This is a genomic window from Streptomyces sp. GB4-14 (assembly GCF_022696125.1).
GTDB classification, from domain to species: Bacteria; Actinomycetota; Actinomycetes; order Streptomycetales; family Streptomycetaceae; genus Streptomyces; species Streptomyces werraensis.
The window spans coordinates 4,687,074-4,708,540 of sequence record NZ_RZHO01000002.1 but is presented as its reverse complement, the minus strand read 5'-3'; the positions used below and the strand labels follow the sequence as shown (position 1 = coordinate 4,708,540).

General features: G+C 74.4%; 17 protein-coding genes, 1 other RNA gene and 1 pseudogene. 10 read left to right on the top strand and 9 right to left on the bottom strand.

What is annotated here, in order from left to right:
- Nucleotides 1-13: 13 nt before the first annotated feature.
- Complete coding sequence (locus ELQ39_RS22775) at nucleotides 14-2,647, bottom strand: ATP-binding protein (protein ID WP_225626758.1); 2,634 nt, start codon at nucleotides 2,645-2,647, stop codon at nucleotides 14-16.
- Nucleotides 2,648-2,780: 133 nt separating this feature from the next.
- On the opposite strand from ELQ39_RS22775, the gene ELQ39_RS22770 reads away from it, so the two are divergent.
- The 3 genes from ELQ39_RS22770 to ELQ39_RS22760 all read left to right on the top strand — a co-directional run bounded on the left by ELQ39_RS22770 (nucleotide 2,781) and on the right by ELQ39_RS22760 (nucleotide 7,579).
- On the top strand, nucleotides 2,781-3,866 hold the full coding sequence (locus tag ELQ39_RS22770; RefSeq protein WP_190000378.1) for an alkene reductase: 1,086 nt from the start codon (nucleotides 2,781-2,783) through the stop codon (nucleotides 3,864-3,866).
- Nucleotides 3,867-4,041: 175 nt separating this feature from the next.
- The gene (locus ELQ39_RS22765; RefSeq protein WP_242593684.1) at nucleotides 4,042-5,295 is read left to right on the top strand and encodes an MFS transporter; all 1,254 of its coding nucleotides are present in this window, start codon (nucleotides 4,042-4,044) and stop codon (nucleotides 5,293-5,295) included.
- 274 nt (nucleotides 5,296-5,569) lie between these two features.
- Nucleotides 5,570-7,579 carry a helix-turn-helix domain-containing protein gene (locus ELQ39_RS22760; RefSeq protein ID WP_242593682.1) on the top strand — a complete coding sequence of 670 codons (2,010 nt, stop codon included), beginning with the start codon at nucleotides 5,570-5,572 and terminating at the stop codon, nucleotides 7,577-7,579.
- On the opposite strand, the gene ELQ39_RS22755 is transcribed toward ELQ39_RS22760, so the two are convergent.
- Nucleotides 7,567-8,772, bottom strand: a complete 1,206-nt coding sequence (locus ELQ39_RS22755) for an IS701 family transposase (protein ID WP_277994722.1) — start codon at nucleotides 8,770-8,772, stop codon at nucleotides 7,567-7,569. The two genes, ELQ39_RS22760 and ELQ39_RS22755, sit on opposite strands and share 13 nt — an antisense overlap.
- 356 nt (nucleotides 8,773-9,128) lie before the next feature.
- Between ELQ39_RS22755 and ELQ39_RS22750 the strand changes: the two genes are divergently transcribed.
- Nucleotides 9,129-9,836, top strand: coding sequence for a DsbA family oxidoreductase (locus ELQ39_RS22750; RefSeq protein ID WP_242593678.1), 708 nt, complete (start codon nucleotides 9,129-9,131; stop codon nucleotides 9,834-9,836).
- A gap of 275 nt (nucleotides 9,837-10,111) precedes the next feature.
- Here the strand turns inward: ELQ39_RS22750 and rnpB are convergent.
- From rnpB to ELQ39_RS22730, 3 genes and pseudogenes are all read right to left on the bottom strand, one after another.
- Nucleotides 10,112-10,514, bottom strand: an RNA gene (gene rnpB, locus ELQ39_RS22745) — RNase P RNA component class A.
- 112 nt (nucleotides 10,515-10,626) lie between these two features.
- A pseudogene (locus ELQ39_RS32725) lies at nucleotides 10,627-11,376 on the bottom strand (DMT family transporter); the annotation flags it as partial.
- A gap of 52 nt (nucleotides 11,377-11,428) precedes the next feature.
- Nucleotides 11,429-12,262, bottom strand: coding sequence for an AraC family transcriptional regulator (locus tag ELQ39_RS22730; RefSeq protein WP_242593674.1), 834 nt, complete (start codon nucleotides 12,260-12,262; stop codon nucleotides 11,429-11,431).
- Between the two features lie 236 nt (nucleotides 12,263-12,498).
- Here ELQ39_RS22730 and ELQ39_RS22720 point away from each other — a divergent pair, with 236 nt between their 5' ends.
- From ELQ39_RS22720 to eda, 4 genes are all read left to right on the top strand, one after another.
- The gene (locus tag ELQ39_RS22720) at nucleotides 12,499-13,254 is read left to right on the top strand and encodes a MerR family transcriptional regulator (protein ID WP_242593673.1); all 756 of its coding nucleotides are present in this window, start codon (nucleotides 12,499-12,501) and stop codon (nucleotides 13,252-13,254) included.
- The gene (locus ELQ39_RS22715) at nucleotides 13,251-13,880 is read left to right on the top strand and encodes a hypothetical protein (protein WP_242593672.1); all 630 of its coding nucleotides are present in this window, start codon (nucleotides 13,251-13,253) and stop codon (nucleotides 13,878-13,880) included. The genes ELQ39_RS22720 and ELQ39_RS22715 overlap by 4 nt, the downstream gene beginning before the upstream one ends.
- A 27-nt stretch (nucleotides 13,881-13,907) precedes the next feature.
- Nucleotides 13,908-14,690, top strand: coding sequence for a peroxide stress protein YaaA (yaaA, locus tag ELQ39_RS22710; RefSeq protein ID WP_242593671.1), 783 nt, complete (start codon nucleotides 13,908-13,910; stop codon nucleotides 14,688-14,690).
- Nucleotides 14,691-14,774: 84 nt separating this feature from the next.
- Entirely contained in the window at nucleotides 14,775-15,428 is a 654-nt protein-coding gene (gene eda, locus ELQ39_RS22705; RefSeq protein ID WP_242593670.1) for a bifunctional 4-hydroxy-2-oxoglutarate aldolase/2-dehydro-3-deoxy-phosphogluconate aldolase, read from the top strand.
- Between the two features lie 25 nt (nucleotides 15,429-15,453).
- Here the strand turns inward: eda and ELQ39_RS22700 are convergent, their stop codons facing one another.
- The 3 genes from ELQ39_RS22700 to ELQ39_RS22690 are packed head-to-tail and all read right to left on the bottom strand — an operon-like array spanning nucleotide 15,454 to nucleotide 18,728.
- Nucleotides 15,454-17,049, bottom strand: a complete 1,596-nt coding sequence (locus ELQ39_RS22700; protein ID WP_242593669.1) for a bifunctional RNase H/acid phosphatase — start codon at nucleotides 17,047-17,049, stop codon at nucleotides 15,454-15,456.
- A gap of 27 nt (nucleotides 17,050-17,076) precedes the next feature.
- On the bottom strand, nucleotides 17,077-17,820 hold the full coding sequence (locus tag ELQ39_RS22695; RefSeq protein ID WP_033273145.1) for a zinc ribbon domain-containing protein: 744 nt from the start codon (nucleotides 17,818-17,820) through the stop codon (nucleotides 17,077-17,079).
- Nucleotides 17,817-18,728 carry a Nif3-like dinuclear metal center hexameric protein gene (locus ELQ39_RS22690; protein WP_190000387.1) on the bottom strand — a complete coding sequence of 304 codons (912 nt, stop codon included), beginning with the start codon at nucleotides 18,726-18,728 and terminating at the stop codon, nucleotides 17,817-17,819. Before ELQ39_RS22690 ends, ELQ39_RS22695 begins: the two co-directional genes overlap by 4 nt.
- Nucleotides 18,729-18,940: 212 nt before the next feature.
- Between ELQ39_RS22690 and ELQ39_RS22685 the strand changes: the two genes are divergently transcribed.
- Together ELQ39_RS22685 and ELQ39_RS22680 are read left to right on the top strand one after the other, a co-directional pair.
- Nucleotides 18,941-20,173 (top strand): serine protease, encoded by a 1,233-nt coding sequence (locus ELQ39_RS22685; RefSeq protein WP_242593668.1) that lies wholly within the window; start codon nucleotides 18,941-18,943, stop codon nucleotides 20,171-20,173.
- A 96-nt stretch (nucleotides 20,174-20,269) separates the two neighbouring features.
- Complete coding sequence (locus ELQ39_RS22680) at nucleotides 20,270-20,437, top strand: hypothetical protein (protein ID WP_190000389.1); 168 nt, start codon at nucleotides 20,270-20,272, stop codon at nucleotides 20,435-20,437.
- 85 nt (nucleotides 20,438-20,522) lie between these two features.
- Here ELQ39_RS22680 and ELQ39_RS22675 read toward each other — a convergent pair whose 3' ends face one another.
- Entirely contained in the window at nucleotides 20,523-21,386 is an 864-nt protein-coding gene (locus tag ELQ39_RS22675; RefSeq protein ID WP_242593665.1) for a MaoC/PaaZ C-terminal domain-containing protein, read from the bottom strand.
- Nucleotides 21,387-21,467: the final 81 nt, after the last annotated feature.

The window sequence follows — 21,467 nt, the reverse complement described above, 5'->3', positions numbered from 1 at the left end:
CAGATCCGCCCCTTCAGACCAGGTTGAGACGGGCCAGTTCCCTCCGGGAGCCGACGCCCAGCTTGGGATAGGCCTTGTACAGATGGTGCTCGACGGTCCTGCGGCTGAGGAACAGCTGCGCGGCGATCTCCCGGCTGCTGTTGCCGTCGGCCGCCAGCCGGACCACCTGCAGCTCCTGCGGGGTCAGCCGGTCGAGGACGTTCTCCGCGGTGGCCTTCGCGCTCGTCGTCGCGTCACCCGCCGCCCGCAGCTCCGCACGCGCGCGCTCAGCCCAGGGCACGGCGCGCAGCCCTTCGAAGTCCTCCAGGGCGGACCGGAGCATGTCACGCGCCTCGGTGCGGCGCCTGGCCCTGCGCAGCCACTCCCCGTACAGCAGCGAGGTACGGGCCCGCTCGAAGGGCCGCCGGCCCTGTCCGTGCAGCCGGGCCGCCTCCCGGTAGTCCTCCTCGCGCCCGTCGACCAGCGCCCGGCACCGGTGGGCCACCGCCAGCGCCCACGGCTGCCGGCCGGCCCGCGCCCAGGCCTCGAAGGCGCGCATCGGCCGCTCGGCCCGCTCGGTCTGCCCGAGCCGTACCGCGGCCTCCACCTGATCGGCGACGGTGGCCATGGCCATCGCCATGTGGCGCTGCGGCCCCGGGCCGGCGGCGGTCTCCAGCCGGCCGAGGGCCGCCTCGTAGTCGCCGCGCGCCAGTTCCAGCAGGCTCAGGGCGCTCTCGCCGGCCACCCGGCCGGCGTCGGGGACGTCCCGCACGAGGTCGCGGCAGCGCTGCTCGTCGCCCTCGATCGCCGCGATCCGGGCGGGAACGCCGCCCAGCCAGGCGACGCGCTCGCGCAGCCCGGTGTCGCGGGCGATCTCCACGGCCTCGGCCACCGACGCCTCGGCGTCCCGGTGGGCCCCGGCCAGCACCTGGCGTTCCGCCAGCAGGTGCAGGGCCTGGGGCAGGGCGCCGATGAGGCCCTGCGCTCGGCAGCGGGACACCTCGGCCGCGGCCAGTTCCATGGCGGTGGCGTCGTCGCCGAGCAGGATCGCGCTGTGCAGGGCGCGCGTGCGGGCGGCGTCCGATCCGTCCTGGCCCGCGGCGACGGCGCGCTCCAGCAGGGGCAGTCCGCGGGCGTAGTCGTCGTCGACGAGGTGGGCCATGCCCTCCACCATCGGGTCGGCCTCCCCGAGGGACGCCAGCCGCTCGGCGGCCTCCCGCACGGAGTCCGCGTCGCCGGCGAACCAGCCGTACGTGGCACCGGTGCGGAGCATGGCGGGGCCGAGACCGGGACCGGCCGCGTGCGTCCGCCGCAGCAGCAGGCGGGCGGCCTCGCGCCGGTCCCCCGACTCGAACATCACGGCGGCTCGTACGGGCGCGAGCCGGGCCAGGTCCTCCGGCTCGGGGCTCGACCGCTCGGCCTGCTCGGCCAGGTCCCGGGCCTGGCCGGCGTGCCCGGCGTTCAGCGCGCAGGCCGCGGCGTCGGTGAGCCGGTGGGCCTGGGCGCGACGGTCGGGGGTGAGCCGGGCGGCCTGCTGGTGCAGGAGCGAGGCGGCGGCGTAGGCGCTGCGGTCGGCGGCCCGCTCGGCGGCGGCGACCAGTTCGGAGGCGACCTCGTCGTCGGGTGAGGTCGTGGCCAGGGGCAGGTGGCGGGCCCGGCAGTCCGGGTCCTCCGCGGCGTCGGCCAGCGCCTGGTGGGCGGCGATCCGCCGGGCCAGCACGGCTCCCTGGTAGGCGGCGGTCCCGATCAGCGGGTGGCGGAACACGACGGTGCTCTCGGTCACCTGGATCAGCCCCGCCCGCTCCGCGTCCTCCAGGTCCTCCAGACCCACGCCGAGCGTGCGGGCCGCCTTCATCTGCAGCGGCAGGTCGCCCCGCCCCTCGGCGGCGGCGAACAGCAGCGCCAGCCGCGTCTTCTCGGGGAGCGCGGCGATCTGGGTGCGGTACGACGACAGCACCCGGTCGGCGACGGTCACGGGCGTGAAGCTTCCGGGGTCGTCGCGGCGGGCGGCGCCGAACTCGATGAGCGCCAGCGGGTTCCCGGCGGACTCGGCGATGACCTGGTCCCGCAGGGCGGGGGGCAGTCCCAGGTCGGCGAGGAGACTCACCGCGTCGCCGGTGTCGAGCCGGGAGGGGCGCAGCTCGGTGAGCCCGGGGGCGGCGAACCCCTCGTCCCGGGTGGCGAACACCATGGCCACCTGCTCGGCGGCGAGCCGGCGGGCGGCGAAGAGGAGCGCGTCGGAGGTGGCCTGATCCAGCCACTGGGCGTCGTCCACCAGGCACAGCAGCGGCCCCTGCTCGGCCAGGTCCGCCAGGAGCGTGAGGACGGCCAGCCCGGTCAGGAACCTGTCCCGCGTCGGGGTGCGGCCCGCCCCGAGGACCGCCCGCAGGGCGTCCGCCTGGGGTTCGGGCAACCCGTCCAGCCGGTCCTGCACGGGCCACAGCAGCTGCACCAGCCCGCCGAAGGCCAGGTCCGCCTCCGGCTCGACCCCGGTGACCCGCAGGACCCGCATGCCCGCCGCCGACGCCGACTGCGCCGTCCGGTCGAGCAGGGCCGTCTTCCCGATGCCCGCCTCACCGCGCAGGACCAGGGCACCGCTGCGTCCCTCGCGGGCCCCGGCGGTCAGTTCTTCGAGCGCCGCAAGCTCGGCGGACCTGCCGTACAGCACGTAGGTGCCCCCACTCCCCTGATGCGGCCCGCCGGTAGGCAAGCCGTGCCGACGTACGTATCCGGTTTCAGAAATGTTACTGATTCGGCCTGACCTCCCCCCTTCCTACGGTGTGGAACAAGCCGGTTCCCCGATGGAGGAGATCGTGAGCCACTTCTTCGAACCGCTGCCCCTGGGCAAGCTGACGCTGCCCAACCGGCTCGTCATGGCGCCGATGACGCGCAGCCGGGCCAAGGGCGGCGTACAGACCCCGCTGGCCGCCGACTACTACGGACAGCGCGCCGGAGCGGGCCTCATCATCACCGAGGGCACGCAGCCCTGCGTGATCGGGCAGGGTTACATCGACACACCGGGCGTGCACACGCCCGAGCAGGTGGAGGCATGGCGTCGGGTGACCGACGCGGTGCACGAGCGGCAGGGCCGGATCTTCGTGCAGATCATGCACTCCGGCCGTATCGGGCACCCGAGCCTCTACCCCGACGGCGCACTGCCGCTGGCCCCCTCGGCGGTGGCCTCGGGCGGCCGGATGTACACGCCGGAGGGCATGCTGGACCACCCCACGCCCAGGGCCATGGACCTGGAGGACATCGCCCGGGCGGTGGAGGACCACATCTCGGCCGCCAAGTGCGCGATGGACGCCGGGTTCGACGGTGTGGAGCTGCACGGAGCCAACGGCTACCTGATCCACCAGTTCCTCGCCGACAACACCAACCTGCGCACCGACGCCTACGGCGGCAGCGTCGACAACCGCATCCGCTTCGCCGTCGAGGTCGCCCAGGCGGTCAGCGACGCGATCGGTCCTGAGCGGGTCGGCATCCGCCTCTCCCCCGCCAACACCACCAACGGCATCGAGGAGAGCGACTCCGCCGCGCTGTACGAGGCCCTGATCCGCGCCCTGGCACCGCTCAACCTGGCCTACGTCCACCTGATGGAGTTCGGCGGCCGTGACATCACGAAGCTGATCCGGCGCGAGTGGCCGGGCGTCCTGATCCTCAACCCGCACGCCACGGGCGAGGAGGCGGCGGTGACGCCCGAGGCCGCCGAGGAGGTCCTGGCGGAGGGCCTGTGCGACGCGGTGAGCATCGGCTCGCTGTGGCTCGCCAACCCCGACCTGCCCGCGCGGATCAAGGCCGGCGGCCCGTACAACACGCCCGACCCGGAGACCTTCTACGGAGGCGACCACCGGGGCTACACCGACTACCCGACGCTGGACGGCTGATCCCCCGGGCAGGGACGGCAGCGGGGCTCCCGGCCGGCGCCCGGCCCGGCCGCCCCGCTCGCCTCCTGCCCCGATCCCCGACTCCCTGGCCCGGCCGGCGCCTTCTCCCCCGAAGGGCTGCACGCCGGACCGGGCCAGGGTGATCCAGCGACGACCGACCGCTCAGGGAGCACCGATGAGCAACTCACTCGCCGAGTCCGGCGCCCAGGGTCCCGCCGCGCCGGGCAGGAAACCTCACGCAACCGACACCCGCGGCCCGTTCCACGGACCCGCGGCCCTCTGGCTGGCCCTGATGGCCGGCCCGCTGTCCTTCGGCATCGCGGGCCCCGCCCTGGTGCTGGACGACGCGGCGCGGGACCTCGACGTCTCCACCGGTGCCGTCACCTGGACGGTGACCGCGTTCGGCTGGGGCATAGCCGTCGGGACGCCGCTGCTGGCCGGGCTGCTCGACCGCCGGGGAGCTCGCGCCGCGCTCACCACGTGCGGTCTGCTCGTCCTGCTGGGGGCGGGCCTGGTGGCCGGGATACCCGTCCTGCCGGTGCTCGTCCTGGGCACCGCCCTGATGGGCCTCGGCACGGCCGGCCTCACGGCGACGGCCATGAGCCTGGCCGGCTCGCCCCGCGCCATGGGACTGGTCACCGCCTCGCTCGCCGTGGTGGGTTCGACGGCCCCGCTGGCCGGTTCCCTCGTCAACGACCTGCTGTCCTGGCAGGCCACCCTGGCGCTGCCCGTGCTGAGCGCCGTGGCCGTGCCGTTCGCCGTGGCCCGGTGCGCGCCCGGCGCCCCGGTCACCCGGGAGCCGTTCGACCCGCTGGGCGCGGTGCTGCTGACCGCGCTGGTCACCGCGCTGGTGTTCGTGCCCCACCAGCCCCTGGCCGCCGGGGTCTGCTCCGTCCTCGCCGCGGCGCTGCTGGCGGCCCAGGTGCGCGCACGGCCGCGGGGTTTCGTCCCCGCCGTCCTCCTGCGCAACCCGGGCTTCCTGGTCGCGGCGGGTCTCGCGCTGTGCCTGGCGGTGGTCAACTTCGGCATGATGTACGCGATTCCGGAGCGGCTGGAGGACCACACGTCGTGGTCCACCAGCGAGATCGGCGTCGCCATGGTGTGGCCGCTGCTGCTGGGCGGCGCCCTGTCCTGGTTCGTCGTGGCGGTCTCGGCGGCACGGGCGGGCCGCCGGTTCGTGATCACCGCGCTGGTGGGTCTCGCCCTCGCGGGAACGGTGCTGGCGGCCGTCGGCACCTCCCCCGCGGTCCTGCTGGCCGCTCAGGCCCTGACGTCGATCGCGGCCGCCTCGGGCCAGGGCGCGTTCGCGGTGCACGCCACCTCGGCCGTCCCCGACGCCGAACGCCCCACGGCCATCGGCCTGTTCAACCTCGCGTATCTCCTCGGTGCCGCCTTCGGCCCTGCCATCGTCTCGCTCCTGTCGCTCTGACCGCCGGCGGACTCGATCCGGGCGTGCCGTCACACCCCACGGGTGTGACGGCACGCACCCGTTTTGCGGAGTCTCACCGCATACGGCAACTGGCATACTCTCGGGGGGAGTTCGTGGGGGTCAGCGAGCCGTCAGCCTGCTCGGCCGGCAGGGTGGCGGTCCGCAGGCCCCCCAGGCCGCCACACGGGGGAGTGGCTGTGGTTCTCGGTGCGCGGGCGCGGCTCAGCGGAATGCACGCGGGTGTCGTCCTGTTGCACCGGTGGAGCCGCGGCCCGTGCGACTCGCCCTCGTGCACCGTCACTGCCAGCGCTGGGGAATCGAGACACCGGAGGACCTCGTGTCGGGGACGAAGGACGAAGCGGTGGCGGCTGTGCTGGCCCTGCTGGACCTCCTGGCCGGTGAAGGGCAGGCGAACCGGTTCGACGCCGTGGTCGAGGAGGCGCGAAGACAGGGCGTGACCGGCGCCGACCTGCGCACGGTGGAACGGATCAAGCGGCTGGCCCTGAGCATCCAGGCCCGGCTCGAGCGCCGGCAGCAGCGGAGCGCCGCCCTCGCCACGCTCGTCGACACCGCCTCCGATCTGGCGAGCCCGCACACGGTCGAGGACACCCTCAAGATCATCACCCGCCGGGCGCGGCTGCTGCTCGGCGTCGACGTCTCGTGGGTCACCCTGCCCGCCGCCGACGACGACGGGGCGTTACGGCTGCACTCGCTCGACGGTCACGTCACGATGCTCAACACGCAGCTCCGATTACCGGAGGGAGCCGGTCTCGCGGCCGCGGTACTGGCACACCGCGCGCCGCTGTGGACCTCCGACTATCTGACGGACGACAGCTTCCGGCACGCCGCCGAACTCGATCAGTGGATCGACGCCGAGGGTCTGCACGCCGTGCTCGCCGTGCCGTTGAGCCGCGGCACCGCCTTCGCCGGATCGCTGCACGTGGCGGACCGCAGCGTGCGCCACTTCTCCGCGGACGAGATAGCGCTCGCGAACATGCTCGCCGAGATCGGCGGGGTGGCGCTGTCACGGGCCGTGTACCTGGACGAGACGCTCGCGGAGATGTCGGCGCTGCGGGACCGGCTGTCGCGCGCCGAGGCGGACCTGGCCGACGCGCGCGGGCTCACCGAGGCCCAAGGGGCGTTGCTCGCCCTGGTGCTCGACGGCTGTGCCCCGCAGCTGCTGGTGGAGGAGTGCCACATCAGACTGAGGGCTCCGGTGCTGCTGTGCGGCCCGCACGGTACGACGATCGCCGTGTCCGGTGATCTGTCCGGGCGCGGCGAGGAGTTCACTCCCGCCGAGAAGGCCACCGGTGTCCTGCTGGATCCCGCCCCCGTCCTGCTCCAGGACGGCATCTGGTCCGTGCCGGTCCTCGCCGGCGGTCACCACCTGGGCGCCTTGTACGTCCAGGCCGGTCCGGCCCTGACCGCCGGCACCGCGGCACTGCTGCGGTACGCGGCGCGCGTCGTCGCGGTGCTGCTGTCCCTGCAGGAGGGCCAGGCTCCTGTGGACGGGCGCGTCCGGGACGAACTGCTCGAAGACCTGCTGCTCAGTGTGTCCCGCCCGCAGGATCTGCTGGAGCGGCGCGCCCGCCGGCTGGGCATCGGACTCGACCAGCCGCACGTCGTCGTGATCGCCCGCGTCGAAGGGGGTGCGCAGGCACATGCGGTGAGCCGGGCATCGGCCTGCGCACGCCGTCTGAACGGGCTCCAGACGACACACGAGAGCGACATCGTGCTGCTGCTGCCGGGCACCGACCCGGGCGCGGCCGCCCGGACGGTGCACGACGAGCTGTCGTCCCTGCCCGGCGGTCCGCCCACGGTCAGCGCTTCCGGACCCGTGTCGGACCCCGGAGCGGTCCTCCACGGGTACCGGGAAGCGTCACGCTGCATGGACGCGATGACCGCCCTGGGCGCCGCGGGAACCTGCGCCTCGGCTCAGCAGCTGGGGTTCCTGGGGCTGCTGCTGTCGGACCACGGGGACGCGGACGGATTCATCCAGAGCACCATAGGAGCCGTGCTCGACTACGACGAGCAGCGGCTGACGGAACTGATCCGCACTCTGGACGCCTACTTCGACACCGGCGGGAGTCCCACGTACGCGGCCGAGCAACTCCACGTGCACCCCAACACCGTGGCCCGCCGGCTGGAGCGCATCGGTGAGCTGATCGGCCCGGACTGGCAGAAGCCCGAACGCGCCCTGGAGATCCAGCTCGCGCTCCGCATGTCACGGATACGGCGTGTGCTGCGGGAACGCGACGAGCCGGCCGGCGATCAGGACGCATAACCCAGTTCGGCGTCGCCGGTGTCGCCCAGGGCCGCCAGGACGTGCGCGGCGGACGCGAGGGTGACGTGACGGTGCCAGCCGCGGTAGGAGCGTCCGGCGAAGTCGCGGATCCCCACCTGGTCGGCCCCGTGGACGAGGTCCTGGTCGACCCGGGAGATCATCCCCCGCAACCGCATCAGGAACGCGGGCGGAACCGACGTCAGGTCGGTCAGCCACACCTCCCGCGGCCGGCGCCGGTCGTTGTTCCCCAGCCCCAGCAGCAGCAGGTCGCCGTCCCCGCGGCCGGCCCGCCGGCCCGCGGGGGCGGGCAGCGCCACCCGTACGGCGGTGACGAGCCCGGAGCACCTGACCCCGTCGCCCGGCCACACCACCGGCCGCTGCAGGCCGCCGCTCGCGCTCATGATCTGGTGCACCGGCCTGGGGGTGGTGTCGAAGCCCTTCAACGCGGGGTCCCTCACCGACAGCCGCAGGGAGTCGTTCACCCTGAGCATCATCTGTGTCCCCCGGCCGAGGAGTTGCGACACCGTCGAGGTGATGTCACCGCCGCGGGCGTCCATCACCAGCGGGCGGGACGGCAGCCGCCAGGCCGCCGTCTCGAGAAAGGCCCGCAGTGAGCACTCACCGAGGGTCTCCGCCGACGCGTCGTCCGGTATGGACGCGCGGCGCCGACGGTCCTCGGCCAGCCAGGCCGGGGAGAGCTGGAGCCGCCAGTTGACCGGCACGCTCGCCTCCTCTCCGACCGCCCATACGCCCACGGCCTGCTGGGCGTTGAGCATCTGCCCGTGCTCCGGGAAGAAGCGCCGCTCCACTCCGACGGAGTGCCGCCCGGCCTTGGGGATGACCATGGGCCGCACCACCCACGCCTGTGGCGGGACCACGCTCACCGTGTACCAGGCCAGCGCCCGGCGCACCGGACCCCATTCCCAGCTCGAGTCGCTGATGAAGTGGTGCAGACTCTGCTCCGTCGCCTGTCCCCCGGCAAGCGCGGCGATGTTGCGTATCGATTTGCGTCCCCTCACCTCCAGCAAACCACGTATGTAGTCCATGCCCTTGCGACGTTGGTCGCTGCGGGGCAGGGAGGCGAACAGCCGTGAGCACATCTCCGGCAGCGATACGTTGCACGGAGGCGCGTACGGCAGCTCGTGCCTGGTCGGACTCTGCGCTTGGTCAGGGCTCAGTGCGACCACACTCATGGAACGGACTCTCCATCGGGAGTAGACGATGACGGTCCGAAGGGCTGCCCGTTCACTGTGCGGCAGGCGGGGTTCCCGTCCCAGGTACAGCGAGCACAGGACTTGTGACGGACCGCGGTGGCCGGGCCACCACCGCCTTCCTCTCCTGCGCGCGTCCCTGTCCGGAGCGTACGGTTCGGACGGTGTCCGGACCACCGTCCTGGCCGGCCGGCGGCTCCGCGCGGCCCGGTGCGGGGCGACCTGACGAAGTAGCACCGGCATCGGGCGCGGGGCGCCGCACGCGCGTCACCATGGGATTCCACGACGCGGCACACCCCCGGGGACCCCGGTGTGGTCCCGCTACCAAGGAGGACACCATGTGCGCTGCCCCTGAACCACGGCCCGTCACCGTCTGGTCGGACCTGGGGTGCCCCTGGGCCACCCTCGCCCTGCACACGCTGCGCACCGCGGCCCGGGCACGGGAGCAGGACCTCCTGATCGACCACCGGGCCTTCCCGCTGGAGTTGTTCAACCACCAGCCCACGCCCAAGTACATCGTGGAGCCGGAGATCGTGGTCATCTCCGCGCACCGTCCCGACCTCGGCTGGCGTCCGTGGGCCGGGAAGGAGTACGACTACCCCTCGACGATGCTGCCCGCGATGGAAGCCGTGCAGGCCGCGAAGGACCCGTCCGTGGGCGGCCTGCGCGGCAGCGACGAACTGGACGCCGGCCTGCGGCACGCGTTCTACGTCGAGAGCCGGTGCGTCAGCGTTCCCTCCGAGATCCTCGACGTCGCCGCGGGGTGTGAGCACGTCGACGAAGAGGCCCTGGCGCGCGCTCTCGAACGCGGCGCCGGCCGCGCGGAGATCTACGAGCAGTTCCGCGTCGCCCAGGGGCCCGACATCCAGGGCAGCCCTCATCTGTTCGCGCCCGGCGGGTACGCGGTCCACAACCCCGGCGCGCACGTCCGATGGACGGGCGACCCCGACAAGGGGGGCCTGCCCCGCCTCGACGGCTACGACCCGTCGTGGGCGGAGGAACTGCTCGACCTGCTGGCCGGGGGAAGGCAGCCGGCCGATGCCTGAGAGGGAGCCGCGTGCCTCGAGCGCCACGTACGACCGCCTGGCGGCGGCGGCCGCGGCAGAGGGCGTGACGGTGCGGGCCTACCTCGGAAGGCTGACGGAGTGGATCGCGCCGGGACGGCCCGGACACCCTGTTTCCGTGGCGAGGCCCGAAGCCGACCTGCGGTTGGTGTCGCTGGGCATCGACGCACCCGGTTCGGACGGACGTGGATCCTCCGGGAGCACGGCGCCCGGCTCCCCTTGAATGCCGCTCGGACGGCATGCGGCATGGAGAGCGGCAGACGAGTCGGGCTGTACGCCGGGTTCTGTTCCCCGGCCCCCTCGCGGGTGCCGGGGCGACGGCCATCCATCTAGGACCGGTGTTGCCACCGGCCTCGTGCGGTCCACCCGCGGACTCGGGCGGGCAGCCCTCGATCGTCCGCGCAGAAGCACCGGGGTGCTTCCTTTTGACCTTGCTCCGGGTGGGGTTTACCTAGCCGCCTGAGTCACCTCAGGCGCTGGTGGTCTCTTACACCACCGTTTCACCCTTACCCGGCGCCGGAGCGCCGGGCGGTCTGTTCTCTGTGGCACTGTCCCGCGGGTCACCCCGGGTGGCCGTTGGCCACCACCCTGCCCTGTGGAGCCCGGACGTTCCTCGGGAAGCCCCCTAGGGGGACTCCACGCGGCCGTCCGCCCGGCTCGTCTGCCGTGCCGACCATGGTACCCGCCGGCCGGCCGCTTTCCGTTCCCGCGCGTTGGCCAGCACCGATCCGGTGAGGATCAGGACGAAGGCGGCCACCACCGTCGCGGTGAGGGCCTCGTCGAGGAAGAGCGCGCCGGCGGCCACCGCGATCGCCGGATTGACGTACGTGATCACGGACGCGCGGATCGGACCCGCCTCCTTGATCAGTTCCAGGAAGGCGACGAACGCCACCGCCGTGCAGACGACGCCGAGGGCGGCCAGCGCGACCAGGGTCTGCGGGGTGGGGAGGACCGCGGGACGCGAGGCGATCGCCGCGGGGGCGTAGACCAGGGCGGCCAGGGCCAGGCAGGGCGTGATCAGGTGCAGCGTGGGGACGTCCTTGAGGTGGCGGTCCGCGATCAGCGGGGCCGTCGCGTAGCCGACGACCGTGACCAGGACCTCCGCGAGGGAGAGGGCGTCACCGCCGGTCAGGTGGGGGACGGTGAGGACGCCCACGCCGCCGAGCCCGAGCGCCAGGCCCGCGATCCGTCGGGGGCCGAGGGACTCCGCCCGCCCGAAGGCGCGGGACAGCAGGACGCCGACGATCGGGACGCCCGCGATCAGCAGGCCGGCCGTGGAGCTGGAGAGGTGGCGTTCGGCGTCGGTCAGCGTGTACCAGGGGCCGACGATCTCGATGACCGCGAACGCGAGCATCGGCTTCCAGTGCGCCCGCAGGTTCCGGGCGAGACCCGCCTGGCGCAGGGCGAAGGGCAGCAGGAGGAGCGCGCCGACGGCGCAGCGGGCGAACACCACGCCCGACGGGGACACCTCGTCCACCGCCACTTTGATCAACAGATAGGGGATGCCCCAGACCACTCCCATCAGGGAGAACAGGAACCAGCCGCGTGCAGTCATGGGAGGAGTGTCCGCCCGCTCAGCGCCCCGCGTCTTGAACGCTGTTGCGGTACGCCGCCGGGGTCACCCCGAGGACGCGGCGGAACCAGCGGGTGAGGTGCGCCTGGTCGGCGAACCCCACGAGGGCGGCCGCCTCCGCCGGCCGCACCCCGGCGTCCAGCAGGGCGCGGGCCCGGGCCACCCGGTACTGGGCGAGCCACGCGTACGGCGGCACGCCCATCGTCGTACGGAACGCGCGGAGCAGCTGGTAGCGGGAGAGGCCGAGGTCGGCGGCGAGGTCGGCCAGGGAGGGCGGGGCGAGGAGTTCGTCGGCGAGGCGGTCGCGGACGGTGAGCGCGACGGTCCGGGCGCCGGGGAGGGCGCCGTCCTCGGCGCGGGACGTGGAGTGGCGACGGGCGAGCGCGGCGAGCAGCCAGGGCAGGCGCGACTCCGCCTCCAGCGGGTCCGGGTGGGCGCTGAGGTCGGTGTGCGTACGGCGCAGGGCGGCGGCCAGCTCCGGGTCGTGCAGGACGGGGTCGGGGAAGTACGGGAGGGCGGTGCCGAGGGTGCCGTCGCCGAGCAGGGCGGGGGCGGCGTACAGCGCCTGGTAGGCGTAGCCCTCGGGGGCGGCGGGGCCTCCGGTGTGCATCTCGCCGGGCTCCAGGACGACGATCGAGCCGGGCCCGGACACGATGCGTCCGCCGCGGTACGCGATCACCTCGAGGCCGCCGACGGTGACCCCGACCGTGTACTCGTCGTGCGCGTGCGGCGCGTACTCGTGCCGGGCGAACCGGGCGGTGAGCAGATCCAGCACGGGCCCGCACCGCCCCAGCCGCGCCCTGGTCCATCTGGCCTGTTCCCGCGCGTTCCCCACGATGTCGCACCCCCGGCCTTCAGGGGATCAGACGAAGTCGGCGGTGTCCAGGTCGAAGGCGAAGGGTGCGGGAAGGGTGAGGGGCTTGCCCAGGGGCCGGGTGCGGTGCTCCCGGTACTCGTCGCCCTCCGCGAGTTCGGGAACCGGTTCCCCGATCGGGGCGGAACAGCGCGCCCCCGTCGGACGCCGCAGCGTTCGCTTGACCCTGCCGCGACGTCAACGTTTCTACTGGGGGCATGCGGATCGGAGAGCTGGCCGCGGCGGTCGGGGTGACCACGCGGGCCGTGCGGCATTATCACCATCTCGGGCTGTTGCCGGAGCCGGAGCGGCTCGGGAACGGGTACCGGGACTACACCCTGCGGCACGCCGTCGTGCTGGCGCGGATCCGGCGGCTGACCGAGCTGGGGCTCGGGCTCGCCGAGGTGCGGGACGTGCTCGCGGACGACGCGGGCAAGGATCTCGCCGAGGTGCTGGCGGAGCTGGACGAGGACCTGGCCCGGCAGGAGGAGGCGATCCGGGAGCGGCGGGCGCGGCTGCGGACCCTGCTGGAGTCGGAGGGCGGGACGGCCGCCGAGGGGCCGGTCTCGCCGGAGCTGGCCGCGCTGTTCCGGGACACCGCTCACCTCACCGACTCCCCCATGGCCGCGAAGGACCGCGAGATCCTCGCGCTGATCGAGACGTCCGCCCCGCCGGAGGAGCGCAAGCGGCTGATGGGCCTGATGAGCGGGGTGGTCGGGGCGCCGGGCGGGACGGAACGGGCCATGACCGTGTACCGGCTGCTCGACGAGCTCGAAGGGATCGGCACGGACGACCCGCGGGTCGACGAGGCCGCCCGTGCGCTCGCGGAGTGCGTGCCCGCCGGGCTGCTGCCGGAGGACGCCGTCCTCGACGAGAGCAACAGCTTCCTGGCCGCCCTGTACGCGGACTTCGCCCCCGCCCAGGCGGAGGCCTTCCGGAGGGCGCTGCGGATCGTCGCGGAGGGGCGGGCATGAGCCGGGGACAGGGTGTGACGGGAAGGACGGTGCGCGTGGGGTGGGCGCTGGTGCGGCACGAGGCGCGCCTGATGGCGAGCCTCGTGCTGTGGCTGGCGCGGCGTACGCACGGCACGGGCGGAGGCACGGCGTTCGGGTACGCGCGCGGCGAGGCGGCCATGATGTTCGGCTTCGCGTTCGTGTGCGTCGTGGAGACGGTCGCGATGTCCGCGCTGCTGGCCGGCCGGCCGACGCTGCACGCGGTGGTGCTGTTCCTGGACGTCTACACGGTCGTCCTCGTCGTCGCCCTGTACGCCGCCTCCGTCGTGCGGCCGCACGTCGTCACCGCCGACGGGCTGCGGGTGCGCCGGGCCGTCCACGTCGACCTGCGGATACCGCGGGAGCGGATCGCGTCCGTCCGGCGTGAGCTGCGGATGACGCACGCCGAGGCGGACGGCGAGCTGAACCTCGCCGTCGGCTCGCGGACGACCGTGACGGTGGAGCTCACGGAGCCGGTCGCGCACCGGTCGTTCCTCGGGCGCACCCGGGACGTGCGCGTGGTCCGTTTCCACGCCGACGACGCCGACGGCCTGGTACGGGTGCTCACCGCCGCCCGGCAGGGGCCCGCGGGTCACGCCGTACCCTGACAGGCGAGCTCGATCGAAGGAGTACCTGTGCTTGTCCTGCTGCCGCCGTCCGAAGGCAAGGCCTCTTCCGGCCGCGGTGCCCCGCTGCGGACGGAGTCCCTGTCGTTGCCGGGGCTGGCCGCCGCGCGGGAGGAGGTCCTCACCGAACTGGTCGACCTCTGCTCCGGCGACGAGGACAAGGCGCGCGAGGTGCTCGGCCTGAGCGAGGGCCTGCGGGGCGAGGTCGCGAAGAACCGCGAGCTGCGCACCGCCGGTGCCCGCCCGGCCGGGGAGATCTACACCGGTGTGCTGTACGACGCCCTCGATCTGGCCTCGCTCGACGCGGCGGCGAAGCGGCGGGCGGCGCGGTCGCTGCTGGTGTTCTCCGGGCTGTGGGGCGCGGTCCGGGTGACCGACCGCATCCCCTCCTACCGCTGCTCGATGGGGGTGAAGCTGCCCGGTACGGGCGCGCTGGGCGCGTACTGGCGGGCGCCGATGGCCCAGGTGATGCCGGAGGCGGCGGGGTCGGGGCTGGTCCTCGACCTGCGCTCGGCCGCGTACGCGGCGGCGTGGAAGCCGAAGGGCGAGGTGGCCGGGCGGACGGCGACGGTCCGGGTGCTGCACGCGCCGACCCGGAAGGTGGTCAGCCACTTCAACAAGGCGACCAAGGGCCGGATCGTACGGAGTCTGCTGACGGCCGGGGCCGTGCCGAAGGACCCGGCGGAGCTGGTGGAGGCGCTGCGTGACCTCGGGTACGTGGTGGAGTCCACGGCGCCGGCCCGGACGGGGGCGGCGTGGTCGCTGGACGTGCTGGTGGACGAAGTGCACTGACCCCTTCCGTCACACCCCGAGGCTCCGTTGCATCGTGCGCAACGACCTTTGCGCGGGATGCGTGCCGACGGCAGGATGAGCGGCATGAACGCTCCCCTGCCGTCGTCCGGCGCGCCCGATGTCCCCTTCTCGGTGCTCGGGCTCGCTCCCGTGGTGCCCGTGGTCGTGGTCGAGGACGCCGCCGACGCCGTGCCGCTGGCGCGGGCGCTGGTGGCGGGCGGGCTGCCCGCGATCGAGGTGACGCTGCGGACCCCGGCCGCGCCGGACGCCATCCGGGCGATCGCCGCCGAGGTGCCGGGTGCCGTGGTCGGCGCGGGGACGGTGCTCACGCCGGAGCAGGTGACGGACGCGGTGGCGGCCGGTGCGCGGTTCCTGGTCAGCCCGGGGTGCACGGACGCGCTGCTGGCGGCGATGCGGGCGGCCGGGGTGCCGTTCCTGCCGGGGGTGTCGACGGCGTCGGAGGTGATGGCGCTGCTGGAGCGCGGGGTACGGGAGATGAAGTTCTTCCCGGCGCGGGCGGCAGGCGGCACGGCGTATCTGAAGTCCCTGGCGGGTCCGCTGCCGCAGGCCCGCTTCTGCCCCACCGGGGGGATCGGTCCCGACACCGCCCCGGAGTATCTGGCGCTGCCCAACGTGGGGTGTGTCGGCGGCAGTTGGATGCTGCCTGAGGACGCGGTGGCCGCCCGCGACTGGGACCGCGTGGAGCGGCTGGCGCGGCAGGCGGCGGCGCTGCGGTGACCCGGCGGGCGGGGCCCGCGGGGCGCTACCGCAGGTGGGACGTGTCGTTGAACAGCCGGACGCTGGCGTTGCCGTCGGCGTAGTACGCCACGGCGGACAGCGAGGCGGCGGACAACTCCATGCGGAACAGTGCCTCGGGCGGGGCGCCCAGGGCGAGCCGGACCAGGGTCTTGATCGGCGTCACGTGTGTCACCAGCAGGACCGTGCGGCCCCGGTACTCCACGGCCAGCTTGTCGCGGGCCTCCGCGACCCTGGCCGCGGTCGCCGCGAAACTCTCGCCGCCGCCGGTGGGTTCGGCCTCCGGGGACGCCAGCCAGGCGTCCAGGTCCTCGGGGTACCGCTCGCGCACCTCGCCGAAGGTGAGGCCCTCCCAGGCGCCGAAGTCGGTCTCCCGCAGCCCGTCCTCGACGGCCACGTCGAGCCCGAGCCTGGCGGCGACGATGCGCGCGGTCTCGCGGGTACGGGCGAGGGGCGAGGCGACGACCGCCTGAACGGTGCCGCGCCGCGCGAGCGCGGCGGCGACCTTCTCGGCCTGCTCGCGCCCGATGCCGGAGAGGGAGGGATCGCTGCCCCCGCTGCCGGAGAACCGCTTCTGCGGGGTGAGCGGCGTCTCGCCGTGCCGCAGCAGCACGAAGGTGGCCGGCGCCCCCATGTCGGCGGGCGCCCACCCGGAGGAAGGGGTGGCCACGGCTTGCGCGGCCCGGCGGTCGGCGTCGGCGGGGGCGCCCCCTGCCGGCCTGTCCGGCCCTCCGGCCGCGGGACCCTCGCCGGGTGCGCCCGCGGCTCGGACCTCCGTGGCGCGGGGCTCCGCCGCCCGTCGGCCCCGAGCCCGGTCCGTGGGTGCCGGACCGCCCGCCGCGCCACCGCTTCCTTCGGCGGCGCGCCCGCCGTGAACGTCCGCCGCTCCCGAATCGGCCGCCCTGGCGCCGTGTTCCGCGTCCGGCCCTTCGCCGGAGGCGTCCTCGGCGCCGCGCCCCGGGGCCGTCCTCGCCGGGTCCGCACCGCCGGCCGCGGCGACACCCTCGGCCGCGGGGTGCTGTCGCGGCCCCGGCTCACCGGGCCCGGCAGCGCCGCCCGCCGACGCCAGGGCCGCCCGCACCCGTGCCGCCCCCGCCGTCGCGTCGCCGGGCGGCCCCTCCGGGGCCGGTACGGCCGGGGTGGCCGGTGGGGTGTCCAGGCCGGCGCGGCTCGCCTCCGCCGACCACTGCTCGCCCCGCTTGCCGGCGTCCATCGCCTCGTTGGCGAGCCGGTCGGCGTGAGCGTTGCGTTCGCGGGGGATCCACTCGTAGGTGACACGGTCCGGCGGGAAGACCGTCGCGGCCTCGGCCGCGAGCGGCTTCATCGCCGGGTGCTTGATCTTCCAGCGGCCCGACATCTGCTCGATGACGAGCTTGGAGTCCATCCGCACGTGGACCCGGGCGTCCGGGTCCAGCTCCCGGGCGGCGCGCAGCCCGGCCAGCAGGCCCCGGTACTCGGCGACGTTGTTGGTGGCGACGCCGATGTACTCGGCCGCCTCCGCCAGGGTCTCCCCCGTCGCCGCGTCGCTCACCACGGCCCCGTAACCGGCGGGTCCCGGGTTGCCCCGTGACCCGCCGTCCGCCTCGACGACGAACTCCCGCATCGGACTCGATCCCCTGCCGGTAGGTCCCTACAGTCCCGACTCCGCCGTGCGGACCAGGATGCGGCGGCAGTTCTCGCAGCGCACCACGGTGTCCGGGGCGGCGGCGCGGATCTCGTTCAGCTCGGTGATGGCGAGCTCCTGACGGCATCCCTGGCAGGTGCGGGCGTACAGCTTGGCCGCGCCGATGCCGCCCTGCTGCTCGCGCAGCTTGTCGTACAGGCTGAGCAGCGCGGCCGGCACGGAGGCGGCGACGACCTCACGCTCCTTGGTCACGGACGCGGTCTCGCCGTCGATCTGCTCCAGCGCCGCGTCCCGGCGGGCGGTCGCGTCGTCGATCCTGCCCTGGACGGAGCCGACGCGCTCGGTCAGTTCGGCGACCCGCTCCTGGGCGGACTCCCGGCGCTCCATGACCTCGAGGACGACGTCCTCCAGGTCGCCCTGGCGCTTGGCGAGGGAGGCGATCTCGCGCTGGAGGTTCTCCAGGTCCTTGGGCGAGGAGACGGCGCCGGAGTCGAGCCGCTTCTGGTCGCGGGCGGCGCGCTGGCGCACCTGGTCGACGTCCTGCTCGGCCTTGGTCTGCTCGCGCGTGCAGTCGCTCTCCTCGGTCTGCGCGGCGACGAGCAGGTCGCGCAGCTGGGCGAGGTCCCGGTTCAGTGACTCGATCTCGGCGTGCTCCGGGAGCGACTTCCGCTTGTGCGCGAGCTGCTGGAGGCGGACGTCGAGGTCCTGGACGTCGAGAAGTCGGATCTGGTCGGCGGGCTCGGCGTTCAGTTGGGGGCTCCAGATGATTCGGGGTCGAGCGGGGCGCGCGCAGCGCTCCCCGGAAGGGTGGCGGTGGGTGACGGGTGGGCTCGGGACGACGCCGCGTGGGCGGTCCAGGGGTCGGTGACCGTACGCGAGACGTGGACCCGGAGGTCCCAGCCGTGACGGTCGGAGATCTCGTCGAGCTGGGCGGCGGCCAGCTCGCACCAGGGCCACTCGGTGGCCCAGTGCGCCGCGTCGAGCAGCGCGAGAGGACTGTGGGCGCGGGCTTCGGACGCCGGGTGGTGGCGCAGGTCCGCGGTGAGGAAGGCGTCCACGCCGGCCGCCCGGACGTGGTCGAAGAGGCTGTCGCCGGAGCCGCCGCTGACGGCGACCGTCCGCACCGGTGCGTCGGGGTCGCCGGCGACGCGGATGCCCTGCGCGGTGGCGGGCAGCCGCTCGGCGGCGCGGGCGGCGAACTCACGCACGGTGAGCGGGGCGTCGGCCTCGCACACGCGGCCCAGTCCACGCCGTCCCCCGGGGTCGGACGGGTCCGGCACCAGCGGCCGTACGACCCTGAGGCCGAGCGCGCCGGCGAGAGCGTCGGAGACTCCCGGGTCGGCGGTGTCGGCGTTGGTGTGGGCGACGTGCAGCGCGATGTCGTTCTTGATGAGCGTGTGCACCGCGCGGCCCTTGAAGGTGGAGGCCGCGACGGTGGTCGTGCCGCGCAGGTAGAGCGGGTGGTGGGTGACCAGCAGGCCGGCGCCGAGCTTCACCGCCTCGTCGACGATCTCCTGGACCGGGTCGACGGCGAACAGGACGCGCGTGACCTCCTGGTCCGGGTCGCCCACGACGGTGCCGACCGCGTCCCAGGACTCGGCCCGCTCGGCGGGCCACAGGTCGTCCAGCGCGGCGATGACTTCTGACAGACGGGGCACGCCGCCAAGGCTACCTGCCCCTTTCGCACGGCAGTACCGGATCCGGTCCCCGCCGCGGTCCCCACCCGGTCGCACGGCGCACCCGTGGAGCACACTCCTCGCGCTTCCTCAGCAGAATCGTTCCTGGAGCACCCTTACGTGTGAAGCGCGTCCCTCCGCTCCGCCGCCTCCGTCCGCGAAAACTACCGTTCGTCACCGGAGGTGACCGAAAGATGACGGTCTGCGCCATCGAACCTGCGGCGGCACACGAGAACGGAGCGGGACGGGCGGGCTGCACCATCACCGCGGACGGCTGCTACGCCGCCCGCCTGGCCCTCGCCGGCGACTCCCTGTTCCCGGAGCGCTGGACCCTGGACGGCCCCGAGCCGTACGCGGTGCCGCTCCCCGGCAACCAGCCCGAGGAGCCCGGCACCGAGGTACAGCCCCTCGCCGACGGCCGGGTCCTCATCCACCGGCTGGTGGACGGGCGGCACGCTTTCTCCCTGCTCTACCCGACCGGCCCCGGCACGGGCGAGCTGCCGCTCGGCACGGTCGACCGCCCCGACGGGGGGACCCGGCTGCGGCTGCTGCCCCCGGCCCCGGACGGCCGCCGGGCGTACGCCCTCGCCGCCGGCCGGCACAGCGCCGCGGTGTGGCTGGTGGCGGGCGGGGCGTCCGGGCCCGAGCTGGTCGCGGAGATCCCCGGCGGCTGCTCGGGCGGGGCGTGGCTGGACCGTGAGGGGCGGATGCTCGCCCTGGACCAGGAGTCGGGCGGACGCGTCAAGGCGGTGGTGGTCGACCTCGGACGCGGCGGCGAGGTGTCGCCGCTGCTGCAGATCGCCCCCGGCAGCGACGACCGGGTGCTGCTCGCCGACCCGGACAGCGGTCTGCTGCTGCTCCGCTCGGACGCGCCCTCCCCTGGGGAGCCGCGGCTGGGCTGGGGCGTGCTGGGCAGCACCCTGCCCGTGCGGTTCCCCGAGTGCCTGCGGCTGCCGGGCCGCACGGTGACGCCGTTCGCGGTGCAGCCGGGGCAGATGCTGACCCCGGAGGGGTGCGCGGTGGCGCTGCGCGTCGAGGGGGCGGACGGCGCCGGCTGGATCGGGCTGTGGCGGCCCGCCGAGCGGCGCGTCCACCATGTCCCGGCCCCGGCGGGCTGGCTGAGGGGCACGGGGCTGTGGACGGCGGACGGGGTGCTGCGGCTCCCGTACTCCACCGGCGCGGTGCCGTGCGGGGTGGCCTCGCTGACGATGCCCGGCGAGGAACGGCGGACGGAGGACGGCTCCCGGGACGACGGCGCCTCGGACCCGGGGGGCGCGGAACCGCCGTCTCCGCACGTCGAGCGGTACAGCAGTCAACTACCCACCCGAGAAACGGAGATGACCGTTCATCACCTTGACTCCCTGGCCGACGTGCCGCGCCCCGTGCCTCTTCAGCAAGCACCCCTCGGACGGCTTGTAACGAACTAGTGGCGGTTGGCGTGGCCGCCTGGATCTGGGGTGCGGTGGGCCGGTTAGACTCGCCCGGCTGTAGGAAAGATCATGTTTACGGGGTGAAATCTTCCGATGAGCGACGTCATCACGCACGAGCCGCGGCCCGTCGAGCACGAGCAGGTGGCCGCGGGTCACGGCAGGCACCGGGGACCGGTCTCCACGCAGGAGGCGGAGACGTCCCCGCGCGGCCGGCACCGCAAGCCGGCCCAGGAGGACGACCGCGGGGAGCAGGCCGCCTGACCCTGGTCGGCCGGTCTCGCCCTCCGCGGGCGGAACGGACAGCACGGCCCCGATCGTCCTCCGACGGTCGGGGCCGTCCTCGTACTCAGTCCCGGGTGAACTCCACCGTCGCGCCCGCCAGTACGGGCGCGTCCCCGCGTTCCACCGCGCCCACGGCCACCCGTACCGTCCCGTCCCCGCGCCACATCCGGATCCGCAGCGTCTCGCCCGGGTACGTCACCCCGGTGAACCGGGCGGTCCAGGAGCGGACGCGGGTGACGTCACCGTCGAGGAGCGTGTCGACGACCGCCTTGAGGGTCATGCCGTAGGTGCACAGCCCGTGCAGCACCGGGCGGTCGAACCCGGCGCGGCGCGCGAACCCGGGGTCGGCGTGCAGGGGGTTGAGGTCGCCGGTGAGGCGGTAGAGCAGCGCCTGGTCCTCCCGTACGGGGCGTTCGACGGTGCGGTCGGGGGCGCCCTGTTCCTCCCGCGCGTCCGCCGACGGCCCCCGGTCGCCGCCCCAGCCGCCCTCGCCGCGTACGTACACCTGCGCCTCGGCCGTCCACAGCGGGCCGTCCCCGTCGGCGGCGTCGCTGCGCAGGACCAGCACCGCCGCCTTGCCCTTGTCGTGCACGGCGGTGATCCGGTCGGTGCGGGTGGCGGCGGCCCGCACGGGCAGGGGGCGGTGCACGCGGAGCGACTGGCCGCCGTGCAGCACGCCGGCGAGGTCCACGTCGACGCCGGGCATGGACAGGGCCGCGATCACCCCGGGCGCTCCGCCGCCGGCGACGGTGGCGAAGCTCGGCAGGACGTGGAGGCGGGACTCCAGGGTGTAGCGCAGTTCGCGGGGGTCGGTGGCGGGGACGCCGGCGCCGATGCCGAGGTGGTAGAGCTGGACGTCCTCGGGGGTCCAGGTGATCTCGGTGGTGCGGGGCGCGGCGGCGAGCGCGCGGGCGGTGTCGACGGGCATGTCGCTCCTGATCGCCGGGGGTGGTCCGGATCCTGTATAGCCCGACGCCCGCGCGGGTCGGCCATGGGCCCGGGGACATCC